The following is a 12,235-nucleotide window of genomic DNA, read 5'->3' as shown; positions in this document are numbered from 1 at the left end:
CTCCAGGATGTGTAGTTATAGCCAGTTTAGTCCGAAACGGCAAGGACGTACAGCGTCGCCCCGAGGGCACGCCGACTCCCGGGGGAACAGCGGGCAAGGCGAGACCCAGCAGCGACATCGTCGCGATGCGGCTCGCTGACCGCCCCCAGGAAAGCGGCGTGCCGGACAGGGCGGCTTGAAGGGCAATGAAAGCAGAGGAGCGCCATCCCATCCGGGATGACGCTCCTCTGCTCAAAATTATTTGAAGTTTTTCAGTGCCCTCCTCGCGCGAGGAATGGCGTTTTTTTGACTTAATGGATACCGCGCATATACTTTTTGATGACCGGGGCCAGCGCGAACAAGATCATGCTGAGCACGATCGCTACTCCGCCGATGATCCCAAAGTAGAGCATCTCGTTCTCTGGCGAGTAGAACCGGACGAGCTGGGCGTTGATCCCTTGTGCCGCCGCATTCGACAAGAACCAAAGCGACATCGTCTGGGCCGAGAAGGCGGCCGGGGCGAGTTTCGTCGTCGCCGACAGACCGACCGGAGACAGACTGAGCTCACCGAGGACGATGATGAAGTAACTGAGGACGAGCCAGAGCGGATTGACGAGCGTGTCCGGTCCACCGAAGTAGGCCGGCAGCAAGATCACGAGGAAGCTCAAACCGGCGAACAAGATCCCGAAAGCGAACTTCGTCGGGATGCTCGGCTCACGATCACCGAGCCGCACCCATAACCAGGCGAACACAGGGGCGAGCAGGATGATGAACAACGGATTCAGTGATTGGAACCAGGCCGGCGACAGCGTGAACCCTAAAAATTCAAGATCGGTCCGCTTATCGGCATAGCTTGCCAAAATCGTCGCGCCCTGTTCTTGAATCGCCCAGAACATGACCGAGGCGATGAAGAGCGGGATGTAGGCGATGATGCGTGACCGCTCGACTTCTGTCGTTTTCGGGCTCCGGTACATGACGATGAAGTAGATCGTCGGGATGGCGATTCCGAACACACCGACGAGTCCGATGAACGTGTTGATCGTGAACAAGCCTTGTGGGATCAGGATGGCCAGTAATCCTCCGATGAGGATGACGGCCAATGTCGTGTACTTGATCGCATTCTTCTTTTCAGACGCCGTCAACGGGTTCGGCACGTAAGACCCGGCGAGGCCGAGGTTGCCTTTTTTCGTGAGGACGAAGACGACGAGACCGATGAACATCCCGACCGCGGCGAGGGCGAAGCCCCAATGGAAGCCGTAGCTCTTTTGGACGCCGCCGACGATCAAAGGCGAGATGAAGGCCCCGAGGTTGATCCCCATGTAGAAGATACTGAACCCGGCGTCACGGCGACGGTCCGTCTCGTGGTACAGGTCACCGACGATACTCGACACGTTCGGCTTCAACAGTCCGGTCCCGATGACGATGAGACCCATCGAGATGAACAAGAACGTGAGGCTGCCCGGGATCGACAAGACGATATGACCGAGCATGATGAACACACCACCGAAAAATACGGCCCGGGACGTCCCGAAGACGCGGTCGGCGAGCCATCCCCCGATGACTCCTGACATGTAGACGAGCGCGCCGTACACGGACATGATCGACAAGGCGACGTTCTGGTCGAGCCCGAGACCGCCTTCCGATACCTCGTAATACATGTAGAAGACGAGGATGGCCCGCATCCCGTAGTACGAGAAACGTTCCCAAAATTCAGTGAAGAACAACGTGAACAAGCCTTTCGGCTGTCCGAAAAATCCTTTTTGTGGCACACTGTCCACAATTTTCTGTTTATCGATCCTTTCCATGAAAGATCCCTCCTTGACCGTATTATCATAAGAAGAATCATTATGTTTGTAAAGGAAAAATGAAAGTGAAGTTCAAATTTTAACAGGTTTGAAACGAAACTAAAATCCACCTAAACCAAGTTGTTTAGGTGGATTGATGAACTAAGCAGTCTTTTGTTTAGCTTCTTCCGCGCTGACGTATCTCCCGAGGCGCCAATAGATGAAACCCGACAGACAACTCGCCGCCCCGACGAGGATGAGGGCGATGTGCCCGGCGCGCTGGTCGAGGAACAGGCTGGCCATGAGCGGCGCGGTCACACCGCCGATCAACCATTGGATGCTGGCGGCGCGGTCACACCGCCGATCAACCATTGGATGCTGGCGGCCCCGTTATAGGCACCGCGCATGTTCTCGGGGGCGATCATGGCGATGAACGTCTGTTGGACGGGCGACATGATCATCTCGCCGAGCGTATAGAACGCGTATACGGCGAGCAGGATACCGACGAGGACGAGGTACGGGGTGCCGAGCGTATAGAGGAGCCGCGGCACGACCGCGATCAACATCATCCCGATCCCGAAAATCGTCGCCCCGACCAGCATGACGTTGCCGAACGGTTTGCGCCCGAGTTTTGAGGCGATCGGGAATTGGAACAAGACGACCATGATGCCGTTCAAGGCGAGCAGATAGGCGAACGGGTTCTCGCGGTCGGTGAACGACGGCATCGACTCTTTCAAGAACAGCGGCAACATGCTCTCGATCAGCGAGAAGCCCATCGAGATGAAGACTCCGGCGAAGATGAAGACGAGAAAGACTTTGTCGTTGTAAAAGACGCGCAAGACGTCACGGTTCGACGGTGTGTCCTGCCCGGTCGTCTCAGGGAGCGACTCGCGGATGAAACGTCCGAGAACGAGCGCATAAAAGGCAAAGACGAACGCTGCCGTGAAGAAGATGTACTGTCGGTCGATGAACAAGACGGCACTGCCGAGCAGGGGACCGAACGCCGCGCCGATATTATGCCCCATCCGTAAGAGACCGAACGCCTCGTTCATCTGTTCCGGCTCGGTCACGTCGGCGACCATCGCGCTCGCGGCCGGGTGGAACAACGAGTTCGTCAAGCCGAGCATGGCGTTCAAGAGCAGGAGCGGCCAAAACGTTTCCGCGAAAGCGAAACCGATGAGGGCGACCGCATCACCGAGGATGGCGGTCATCATGACCGGCTTTCGGCCATACAGGTCGGCGAGACGTCCGCCGACGACCGAGCCGATGAGCGCCATGATCGGTCCGGTCGCCAAGATGACACCGACTTGGACGTAGCTGTCGAGCTTGTCGCTGTAATAGAGGACGAGGAACGGGGCGATCATGAACATCATGACACCGGTGATCGTCTCGCCGAGGAAACGAATCCAAATGTTACGGTCGAGCCGTTTGAGTGATTGAATCATACGTTTCACCTGCTTCTACAAAATAAAAGGGACGAAGGATGCACGGAGGCATACTCGTCCCTACTTAACCTATGTACGCCTCGGAAGACAGGCGGGTGACTTCAGTTCATGAAACGGAAGACCCCGACCCGTCAGTATGAAATTGGATACGATGTGGCTGCGTCATGACTGACATGGCGGGTCCTCCTTTCTGAAAGTTTACTCTTCATTTCAACTGTATGACAGATTCTTGAAATGTGTCAACATATTTTGACTTGCGTCATAACAGTTCATTTAAATTCTTGCGGGTGAGCCGATAATCGATCAACCGGGACAAGACGACCTGAATCATCGCGGTCACGGGTACGCTGATAAACATCCCGACGAGGCCGAACAGGCTCCCCCCGATGATGATCGATGTGATGACCCAGAACGGGGTGATCCCGACGCTGTCGCCGAGAATTTTCGGGCCGAGCCAGAGTCCGTCGAACTGTTGCAGCAAGAAGATGAACAACAAGACGAGCAGGGCCGTGAACGGATCGTAGAAGTAGGTGATGATGAACGCCGGGATCATCCCTAAGAGCGGCCCGACGTATGGGATGAAGTTCAGCACCCCGATGATGACACCGAGCAAGAGCGCGTACGGCGCGCCGATGATCAAGAGCCCGATGACGGCCATCACGCCGATGATGAGACAGTCGAGCGACTTTCCGATGATGTAGCGTTTAAAGATATAGTCCATCTCTTGGAAGATGTCGATCGTCGTCTTCGCCGAGGCGACCGGGAACATCGCATACAGCAGACGTTTGAACATCCGGGCGAACACTTCCTTGTCTTTCAACAAGTAGATCGAGATGACGATCCCGATCAACAAGTTGATCAACGTCATCGTGAAGCTCGACACGTAACCGACCGAAGACACGACGGCCGTCTCGACCCATCCGGAATACCGCTCCTCGAACCGGTTCAAGTCGATGGCTTGGGCGATCGTCTCGTTGTATTCTCTCAAATACGTGTTGAATTGACCGAGGAAGCTATCGATTTGGCGAATATAAAACGGGAGCTCCTCGATGAGAGACGCGACACTCGAATAGATGCGAGGGAACAGCGTCACCGCTGACACGACAAGGATCCCGATGAACGTGACGTAGACGATCAACAAGCCTTGGTAGCGCTTCAAGTGGAACCGTTCTTCTATGTAGGACAGGACGGTGTTGAGGAGCAGCGCGATGGCGATTCCCATGATGATCGGCGTCAACAGCTGAAACGCATATTGCAGGACCCGAGAGATCGTGTCCGGCTCACTGATGACTTTCCATAGGACGAGCAGAATCAGCCCGATCACGCTTAACTTCCATATCAATTGACGGTTTAGTTCCAATGGTCTATCCCCTCATGCTGTAAATTTTGCAGAATAACGTTCATCTTTTACTATGAACGTTTTTTTACCGGGATTCAATAGCGCCAAGGAATTTTTGAAATAAGGATTGACAAGGTTGGTAACGTTTGGTTTACTAAATGACATATTACAGAAATTATCAATTGCATATAAAAACACTTTCTATCAAGAGAAGCGGAGGGACTGGCCCGATGAAGCTTCAGCAACAGATTGTTTCAATACTGTGCTAATTCCAGCAAGGTGACCTTGAGAGATGGAAAGGTGGTTGTTTGAATACGTCCGTATCTCGACACCCCTTTCCTCGGAAAGGGGTGTTTTTGCATAGGAGGACTATTCATGACAGACAGACGCTCGAAGTTACTTAAAACGTTACCACCCCAGCATTTCGTCGGACTCGCCGCTGAAGTCGCCGCACTCGAGCGTTCAGGCCGCGACGTCATCCGGCTCGGCCAAGGGACGCCCGACTTGCCGACACCAGCCCCGATCTGCGAGGCGTTGCAGACGGCCCTGCTCGACCCGGCGACACACCAATACGGACCGTTCCGGGGACAGACGCGCCTGAAGCAAGCGGTCGCGACGTTCTACCAGACCGAATACGGCGTCGCGCTCGATGCCGAGACCGAAGTGGCCATCTTGATCGGCAGCAAGTCGGGACTCATCACGCTCCCGCAATGTGTGCTCGAGCCAGGTGACGGCATGTTGCTCCCGAACCCGGGCTACCCGGACTACATCTCGGGGGCGCGTCTCGCCGGTGCGGTCGTCCACGACCTCGTCCTCCGGGAAGAGAACGGTTATCTTCCTGATTATGAGACGCTCGATCCGCAGGGAGCGCGACTCATGTATTTGAACTACCCGAGCAATCCGACCGGTGCCGTCGCGTCGCCCGCGTTCTTTGACGACACGGTCCGTTTCGCGAATAAGCATGACCTCATGGTCGTCCACGACTTCGCCTACGGCAGCATCGGTTTCGACGGTCACGTCCCGCCGAGCTTCCTGCAGACGCCGGGAGCGAAAGACATCGGCATCGAGGTGTATACGATGTCGAAGGCGTTCAACATGTCCGGCTGGCGGGTCGCTTTCGCCGTCGGCAACCGCGACATCATCGAGGCGATCAACACGTATCAGGACCACGTCCATGTGAGCGTGTTCTCGGCCATCCAAGAGGCGGCCATCGCCGCGCTCGAGTCACCGCGTTCGCTCCGGGACGACTTGTCACGGTTGTATGAGGCCCGCCGCGACCGGCTCGTCGACGGGTTACGTCAGGCCGGATGGGACATCACGGCCCCGAGCGGCTCGTTCTTCGTCTGGGCGAAAGTGCCGGACGGGGACGCCAAATCGTTCTCGCATAAGCTGCTCCACGAGGCAGGGGTCGCCGTGACGCCGGGCTATTTCTTCGGCTCAGAAGGCGAGCGGTACGTCCGGTTCGGACTCGTCTCCGCCGAGTCGAAGATCGACGAGGCCGTCGAGCGGATCGAGAAACTGTTCGCGACGTATGAAGAGGTCCGGGCATGATCCGCCAAGCCGTGCTCGAGTACGACCATGCGGATGACGCGCTCGAGCGGCTCGATGAATTGATCGCTGGCCGTCGTGCTCACGTGCTGCGCGGCCAGAACGGTTTTGACGTCGTCAAGCGCGTCCTGCCAGCGATCACTGCCTATCCGACATCGCTGTTCCGTGGCGAATGCACGGACGCGGAGGTCGAACGGCTCCGTTTGAAGGATGTGGATGTCCTCCTTGCCGTCGGTGGGGGCAAGCTCGTCGATACGGCGAAACTCGTCGCTTACCGGCAAGGTGTCCCGCTGATCGTCATCCCGACGCTCGCCTCGAACTGTGCCGCCTTCACACCGCTCAGCGTCATCTATGACGAGCAGGGCGCCTATGACCGCTACGACGTGTTCCGCGTCGTCATCGAGCGGGTCATCGTCGACGCGAGGGTCGTGACGGACTCGCCGTACGACTACTTCCGAGCCGGCGTCATCGACACGGTCGCCAAGTTTTACGAGGCCCGCTATTTGAGCGGCGACAGTTCGCCTGATGCCGGCGTCAATACCGGTCTCGCCTTGGCCGAGCAATGCGGCCGGCTCGTCGAACTCGACTTGAGTGAGTCCAGTTTCACCGCGTATGGGCCAGAGACCCGGTTCGCGGTCGATCACATCCTTGCCGTCGGCGGTGCCGTCGGTGGTTTCGGGGACGCCGGGACACGCGTCGCCGTCGCCCACGCCGTCCACAACGCGCTCAGCCGCTTCGAGTCGACCCATCCGTTCTTACATGGCGACAAGGTCGGCTTCGGCCTCCTTGTCCAAGAACGGTTGCGTGGCTCGTCTGACGCCCCGTATTTAGAGGCGTGGCTCGCCAGGATCGGCGCGCCGACGTCACTTGAGACGCTCGGACTCGTTCCGGCCGACATCCCGCAACTGGTCGACGCGGTCCGGGCCGAGACTGAATTGCAACGCTCACCCGTCCCGCTCGATATTGACTATTTGAAAATAATTTTTGAAAATTCAGTATTTTCTGTTTACAAATAAAAGGATTAAAAGTAAGATGATAACAATTAAATAAGACCGATAGCTTATCAAGAGTGGTGGAGGGACTGGCCCTATGAAACCCGGCAACCAGATCGTAACGATCATGGTGCTAATTCCAACAGACGAAACGTCTGGGAGATGAGCGTGTCCGACTGTCTTTGACTTGTCGTGCCCGCCACTCTTTATGAGTAGCGGGCTTTTATTTTGGAGGAGGAATCATTCATGAACATCAAACAGAAAACAGTACTCGCAGGAACATCTCTACTCGCGGCCATCGCCTTGTCGGCGTGCGGCCAATCGGACGCGAGCGAAGCGCTCAGCACAGAATCCCTCACGATCGGCGTGACAGGCGGACCGCACCAGCAGATCGCCGAGAAAGTAAAAGAACTCGCAGCCGAGGATGGCCTCGAGCTCGACATCAAAGTGTTCAACGACTACAACACGCCGAACACGGCGCTCGACGAAGGCAGCCTTGACGTGAACAGTTACCAGACGCTGTCGTTCCTCGAGCTGCAGAAGTCGGACAAAGGCTATAAGATCGACGACGTGTTCAAGACGGTCGCTTTCCCGATGGGGCTCTATTCGGATAAGCTGACGGACATCAAGGAGTTGAAGGAAGGCGATAAAGTCGCCGTCCCGAACGACCCGGCGAACGAACTTCGGGCGCTGCGCCTGTATGAGACGGCCGGACTCATCACCTTGAAAGAAGGATTGACGGACAAGGCGACGAAACGTGACATCGCCGAGAACCCGCTCAACCTCGAATTCATCGAGCTCGAGGCGTCACAGCTCCCGACCCAGCTCCCGGAAGTCGCGCTCGCGGCCATCAACACGAACTTCGCGATGGGTGCCGGCCTATCGATCAATGAGGACGCCTTGTTCCATGAAGACACGGTCGACAACCCGTACCCGAACTACGTCGTCGTCCGTACCGACAACAAGGACGATGAAGTCGTCGAGACACTCAAATCTTACTACCACTCGGACGAGGTCCGGACGTTCATCGAAGAGACGTTCAACGGCTCGATCGTCCCAGCGTTTTAAGGAGGCACTATGATCGCACTCAAACAGATCTCAAAAACATTCACGGTAAACAAAGGGACCGTCACGGCGCTCGACGACGTCTCGCTGACGATTGAAAAGGGCGAGATCTTCGGCATCATCGGTCGGAGCGGCGCCGGCAAGAGCACGCTCATCCGCATGATCAATCTGCTCGAACGGCCGACGTCAGGTCAAGTCGAGATCGAAGGGCAAGACATCACGACGCTCGACAAAAAAGGGTTATCGAAGCTCCGTCACCGCATCGGGATGATCTTCCAGCACTATAACCTGTTGAAGACGGCGACCGTCGAAGACAACGTCGCCATCCCGCTCCGCCTAGAAGGACTCGATAAACGCTCGATCAGCGAGCGGGTCGACAAGTATCTCGACATCGTCGGACTGACCGATCACCGTAAACATTACCCGGAGCAACTCTCGGGCGGCCAGAAACAGCGCGTCGCCATCGCCCGGGCGTTGGCGCACGAGCCCGACATCCTGCTCAGCGACGAGGCGACGAGCGCGCTCGACCCGGAGACGACCGAGTCGATCCTCGATCTGTTGCTCGAGATCAACCGCGAGCTCGGGCTGACGATCTTCTTGATCACCCATGAGATGGAAGTCATCGAGCGGATCTGTGACCGGGTCGCCGTCATCGACGCCGGCAAGATCGTCGAGGAAGGCGACGTCCTCGACGTCTTCTCAGACCCGCAACATCCGACGACGCGCCGCTTCTTGAAAGCGAACCTCGACGTCCCGAAAGAAGTCGTCGACGTGTTGAGCTCGCACGGGACGCTCGTCAACTTGTCGTTCATCGGTCACCAGACCGAACAGGCCGTCCTCGCCGAGCTGACGAAACGGTTCGGCCTGCTGCCGAACATCATCGGGGGCGGGATCAAAAAGCTGAAAGGCGGTCTCGTCGGCAACTTGCTCGTCCATCTCGACGGGGACCAGGCACAGACCGACCAAGCCGTCCGCTACCTTGAAGCGAGCGGCGTCAAAGTGAAGGAGGTGACGAACCATGCTGCAGTTTTGGGGAAATTGGGGTGACTTGATTTGGACGGGCACGATCCAGACGCTGACGATGACCGGCATCGCGCTCGTCATCTCGACACTGATCGGCTTGCCGCTCGGGACGCTCCTCGTCTTGACGCGGCCGAATGGACGGCTCGCGAACCGTTACTTTTACGGGGCATTGTCGAGCGTGATCAACGTCGTCCGCTCGATCCCGTTCATCATTCTGCTATTCTTTATCTTGCCGTTCACCCGTTTCATCATGGGGACGACGATCGGCGTCCAAGGCGTCCTCTTGCCGCTCATCGTCTTCACGGCGCCATACATCGCCCGCTTGATGGAGTCGGCACTGCTCGAAGTCGACCGCGGCGTCGTCGAGGCGTACGAGGCGATGGGCATCTCGACGCGTAAGATCATCTGGTACGTATTGATCCGTGAGGCGCGGTCGTCAATCGTGCTCGGTCTGACGATCGCGACGATCGGTCTGATCGGCGCGACGGCGATGGCGGGTCTCGTCGGTGCGGGTGGACTCGGCGATATCGCCTATCAGTACGGGCATCTCCGGTTCGAGCCAGAGGTCATGTACGTGACGATCTTCGTCTTGATCCTGCTCGTGCAGTCGATCCAATCATTCGGCAACCGTTTGGCGGCCCGACTAAAGAAAGCCTGACAAAAGAGCGTCGCAAAATTTGCGGCGCTCTTACTGTTTGTCTAATAGTCGTTTAGTCGTTTCAAGTCGGCGATCCGGTTATGCCGCGGGATGAACGTCCGGATTTCTTTCTCGCTGAACCCGATCTGGATCCGGTTGTCATCGACGACGATCGGACTCTTCAAGATCTGTGGATGCGTCGCGACAAAACTGTACAGTTCGCGGAGCGACATCTCGTCGAGCTGGTCGGCCGCTTGTTTGTAGACACTTTTTTGGACAGACAAGAGATCGGTCGTCCCGTTTTCGGTGAGCCGGAGCATCTCCTTGAACTCGGTGAACGACATTCCTTGGTCGGTCAATTTCTTCTCGATGAACGGGATATTCTGTTCGCGTAACCAATCGAGCGTCTTGCGGGAAGAACTGCAGCTTGTATGCGTGAATACGGTGACCGTCACGACAACCACTTCTCCTTTGCGTAAGTATGGACTCTTTTATTTTCTCTCATTACTACGAGTCGAACGCGGAATATGTTTCAAATCACATATACTTTTTCAAAACGACGATACGATTTGTTTCAGACTAGTTCGGGTACATGACGAGAGAGACAACAAACAAGGAGGGGCTTATATGTTTGATTATACAGTGAAGACGGATCAGTCGGTCGAAGCAGTGGTCGAGAAGTTGAAAGCGACGCTCAAGGACGAAGCGTTCGGCGTGCTGTGGGATTTCGACTTGAGTGATACGCTCAAAGAGAAAGGGGAAGCCATCGACGGGGACTATCATATCCTCGAAGTGTGCAACCCGAAAAAGGCCAAGAAAGTCATCACGGCGCACCGGGAGGGTGGCTACTTCCTGCCGTGCAAGCTCGCCGTCTTCACGAAAGACGGGGCGACCCATGTCGGGATGCCGAAACCGACGAAACTGATCGAATTGATCGAGGACGAGTCGCTCCAGTCCATCGCACTGGATGTCGAGACGAGACTGACACGCGCCATCGATAACAGCATCTAATCGAAGCGTCGAACCCGTCCAAGTAAGTGGACGGGTTTTTTTATGTTCTTTAATAAGTAAGATAATGGTAAAATTGGGTCATCAAGAAGACGAGGGGCGGAAACGTTGAAACAATCTGTCAAATGGATGCTGTTGAGCGCGGTTTTACTTTCCGGATGCGGAAAAGACGAGACGAGCGCGTTGAAATTGGATTATATCGATCACCATTGGACCGTGAATAAATATTCGCTTGAGGCAGAGCCGGTCACCGATATCGATGAGACGTTAGCGGCGTGCACGGGTGACTTGACGACGTCGCTAGACGGGGAGTTAACGGTCTTCGACACGGTCGTGGCGAGCCGGCCCCCTTTGACGAACTCAGGGGAAGATTACATGTTCAAAAGTGTGACATACGTCAAAGGGGATAAATCTTATGCAATTTGCCGCGATATGGTCTCTCATCGTCTCCAAGCGGAAGTGATTCCGTCTTTCCCAGAAGAGATAAGCGCGTCGACAGGAACTTCGATCGGCCGTGCTCCTGCCGTGTTACAGACGAAAGCCTCGGACGGAGCGATGTTCCTTCAATCAGAGGTAAAGAGCGGATATGACCATGAACTTGAATTGTTTCCAGATTCGTTATTCAGCTTCTCACAGGCGCTGTATGGGGAGATGGAGATCGCTGTCGAAGGTTGGCCGACACTGTTCCCGATCAATACGTTCGAACCGGCGACGTCGTCGATGGGTGACGTCCAAATGATGATGGCCTTCAGTCCAGAAGAGAAGCTTCCGTACGTGTTGATGGGGCATCAGAACGGTTCTTTCTCGTCTCAACCGATTGAAGTCACGTTTGACGCGACCGAGGCGGCCCCGAGATATGAATCATTAAAAATTGAACGGATTCCGCTCACCGAACAAGTACTTGAGTCCGGCAAGAGCTACCCGATCTTTACGTTCACGTACATGAAAGACGGAGCGCCGATCACCGACACGGTGACGATCACGTATCGGGAAGAGACGTTCATCACGGAAGAAGAACGTGATCTTCAGCAGGAGCATACCGACATGCAGTCTATGTGGCAATCTGATGAACCGTTCGTCTATTTACATAAGAAACCGTTCAGCCATGAACAGCCTCTTGCTTATCCGGATGTCCTCAAGGCGGCCGGGACCGACATGACCGACTTGATCGACACCATAGACGCGGCAGAATCGGTCAATCGCAGTGGGGATGCGGGCGAGTATCATCAGTTGACGATTCTCGATGGGCTGAAAGGCCAAGAGTTTGAAGTGACGTATAAACAGCGCTCAAAAAAGATAGACATCTTCTTGACGGATAAACTGACCGGCGAAACGTACAAACTGACGAGCGAAGGGGTGGAGACGTTCTTGTCCTACTTCCCCGACTTGAAGAAGACACCGAAGAATTGAGGTGA

Annotated in this window: 12 protein-coding genes and 2 riboswitches; of the genes, 7 read left to right on the top strand and 5 right to left on the bottom strand. The window is 55.8% G+C overall.

All coding sequences use genetic code 11. The annotated features are described in order from the left end of the window. Positions 1 to 290: 290 nt before the first annotated feature. The 4 genes from EVJ26_RS13090 to EVJ26_RS13080 all read right to left on the bottom strand — a co-directional run bounded on the left by EVJ26_RS13090 (position 291) and on the right by EVJ26_RS13080 (position 4,568). Positions 291 to 1,784 carry a peptide MFS transporter gene (locus EVJ26_RS13090; RefSeq protein ID WP_131458871.1) on the bottom strand — a complete coding sequence of 498 codons (1,494 nt, stop codon included), beginning with the start codon at positions 1,782 to 1,784 and terminating at the stop codon, positions 291 to 293. A 141-nt stretch (positions 1,785 to 1,925) separates the two neighbouring features. Next, the gene (locus EVJ26_RS14525; RefSeq protein WP_236635574.1) at positions 1,926 to 2,135 is read right to left on the bottom strand and encodes a hypothetical protein; all 210 of its coding nucleotides are present in this window, start codon (positions 2,133 to 2,135) and stop codon (positions 1,926 to 1,928) included. Then, positions 2,090 to 3,208, bottom strand: coding sequence for an MDR family MFS transporter (locus tag EVJ26_RS13085; protein WP_236635573.1), 1,119 nt, complete (start codon positions 3,206 to 3,208; stop codon positions 2,090 to 2,092). Before EVJ26_RS13085 ends, EVJ26_RS14525 begins: the two co-directional genes overlap by 46 nt. 259 nt (positions 3,209 to 3,467) lie before the next feature. After that, complete coding sequence (locus tag EVJ26_RS13080) at positions 3,468 to 4,568, bottom strand: AI-2E family transporter (protein WP_070327230.1); 1,101 nt, start codon at positions 4,566 to 4,568, stop codon at positions 3,468 to 3,470. A 177-nt stretch (positions 4,569 to 4,745) separates the two neighbouring features. Continuing rightward, a riboswitch (SAM riboswitch) is annotated at positions 4,746 to 4,846 on the top strand. 76 nt (positions 4,847 to 4,922) lie between these two features. On the opposite strand from EVJ26_RS13080, the gene EVJ26_RS13075 reads away from it, so the two are divergent. From EVJ26_RS13075 to EVJ26_RS13055, 5 genes are all read left to right on the top strand, one after another. Next, a complete protein-coding gene (locus EVJ26_RS13075) occupies positions 4,923 to 6,098 on the top strand; it encodes an aminotransferase class I/II-fold pyridoxal phosphate-dependent enzyme (RefSeq protein ID WP_131470661.1) in 1,176 nt (391 codons plus the stop codon). Continuing rightward, on the top strand, positions 6,095 to 7,111 hold the full coding sequence (locus EVJ26_RS13070; RefSeq protein ID WP_131470659.1) for an iron-containing alcohol dehydrogenase: 1,017 nt from the start codon (positions 6,095 to 6,097) through the stop codon (positions 7,109 to 7,111). Before EVJ26_RS13075 ends, EVJ26_RS13070 begins: the two co-directional genes overlap by 4 nt. A gap of 41 nt (positions 7,112 to 7,152) precedes the next feature. Further along, positions 7,153 to 7,256, top strand: a riboswitch (SAM riboswitch). Positions 7,257 to 7,333: 77 nt separating this feature from the next. Then, positions 7,334 to 8,155: a MetQ/NlpA family ABC transporter substrate-binding protein gene (locus EVJ26_RS13065; RefSeq protein WP_131458876.1), complete on the top strand. Its 822-nt coding sequence runs from the start codon at positions 7,334 to 7,336 to the stop codon at positions 8,153 to 8,155. 9 nt (positions 8,156 to 8,164) lie between these two features. Further along, positions 8,165 to 9,199 carry a methionine ABC transporter ATP-binding protein gene (locus tag EVJ26_RS13060; protein ID WP_070327233.1) on the top strand — a complete coding sequence of 345 codons (1,035 nt, stop codon included), beginning with the start codon at positions 8,165 to 8,167 and terminating at the stop codon, positions 9,197 to 9,199. After that, positions 9,171 to 9,833 (top strand): methionine ABC transporter permease, encoded by a 663-nt coding sequence (locus EVJ26_RS13055; RefSeq protein WP_016508742.1) that lies wholly within the window; start codon positions 9,171 to 9,173, stop codon positions 9,831 to 9,833. The genes EVJ26_RS13060 and EVJ26_RS13055 overlap by 29 nt, the downstream gene beginning before the upstream one ends. A 41-nt stretch (positions 9,834 to 9,874) precedes the next feature. On the opposite strand, the gene EVJ26_RS13050 is transcribed toward EVJ26_RS13055, so the two are convergent. Next, entirely contained in the window at positions 9,875 to 10,267 is a 393-nt protein-coding gene (locus tag EVJ26_RS13050; RefSeq protein WP_131470657.1) for a Spx/MgsR family RNA polymerase-binding regulatory protein, read from the bottom strand. Between the two features lie 172 nt (positions 10,268 to 10,439). Between EVJ26_RS13050 and EVJ26_RS13045 the strand changes: the two genes are divergently transcribed. Both EVJ26_RS13045 and EVJ26_RS13040 read left to right on the top strand, forming a co-directional pair. Next, positions 10,440 to 10,823 carry a DUF302 domain-containing protein gene (locus EVJ26_RS13045; protein ID WP_131470656.1) on the top strand — a complete coding sequence of 128 codons (384 nt, stop codon included), beginning with the start codon at positions 10,440 to 10,442 and terminating at the stop codon, positions 10,821 to 10,823. 105 nt (positions 10,824 to 10,928) lie between these two features. Continuing rightward, positions 10,929 to 12,230, top strand: coding sequence for a hypothetical protein (locus EVJ26_RS13040; RefSeq protein WP_131470655.1), 1,302 nt, complete (start codon positions 10,929 to 10,931; stop codon positions 12,228 to 12,230). Positions 12,231 to 12,235: the final 5 nt, after the last annotated feature.

The organism is Exiguobacterium sp. SH3S1, from assembly GCF_004337105.1.
Taxonomy (GTDB): Bacteria; Bacillota; Bacilli; order Exiguobacteriales; family Exiguobacteriaceae; genus Exiguobacterium; species Exiguobacterium aurantiacum_A.
This window is presented reverse-complemented; position numbering and strand designations above follow the sequence as displayed.

Excerpts from the sequence above, each read along its gene's own strand:
- EVJ26_RS13055 (WP_016508742.1), top strand. The coding sequence starts at position 9,171 with ATGCTGCAGTTTTGGGGAAATTGGGGTGACTTGATTTGGACGGGCACG.
- EVJ26_RS13065 (WP_131458876.1), top strand. The coding sequence starts at position 7,334 with ATGAACATCAAACAGAAAACAGTACTCGCAGGAACATCTCTACTCGCG.
- EVJ26_RS13060 (WP_070327233.1), top strand. The coding sequence starts at position 8,165 with ATGATCGCACTCAAACAGATCTCAAAAACATTCACGGTAAACAAAGGG.
- EVJ26_RS13090 (WP_131458871.1), bottom strand. The coding sequence starts at position 1,784 with ATGGAAAGGATCGATAAACAGAAAATTGTGGACAGTGTGCCACAAAAA.
- EVJ26_RS13075 (WP_131470661.1), top strand. The coding sequence starts at position 4,923 with ATGACAGACAGACGCTCGAAGTTACTTAAAACGTTACCACCCCAGCAT.
- EVJ26_RS13045 (WP_131470656.1), top strand. The coding sequence starts at position 10,440 with ATGTTTGATTATACAGTGAAGACGGATCAGTCGGTCGAAGCAGTGGTC.
- EVJ26_RS13070 (WP_131470659.1), top strand. The coding sequence starts at position 6,095 with ATGATCCGCCAAGCCGTGCTCGAGTACGACCATGCGGATGACGCGCTC.
- EVJ26_RS13085 (WP_236635573.1), bottom strand. The coding sequence starts at position 3,208 with ATGATTCAATCACTCAAACGGCTCGACCGTAACATTTGGATTCGTTTC.
- EVJ26_RS14525 (WP_236635574.1), bottom strand. The coding sequence starts at position 2,135 with ATGGTTGATCGGCGGTGTGACCGCGCCGCCAGCATCCAATGGTTGATC.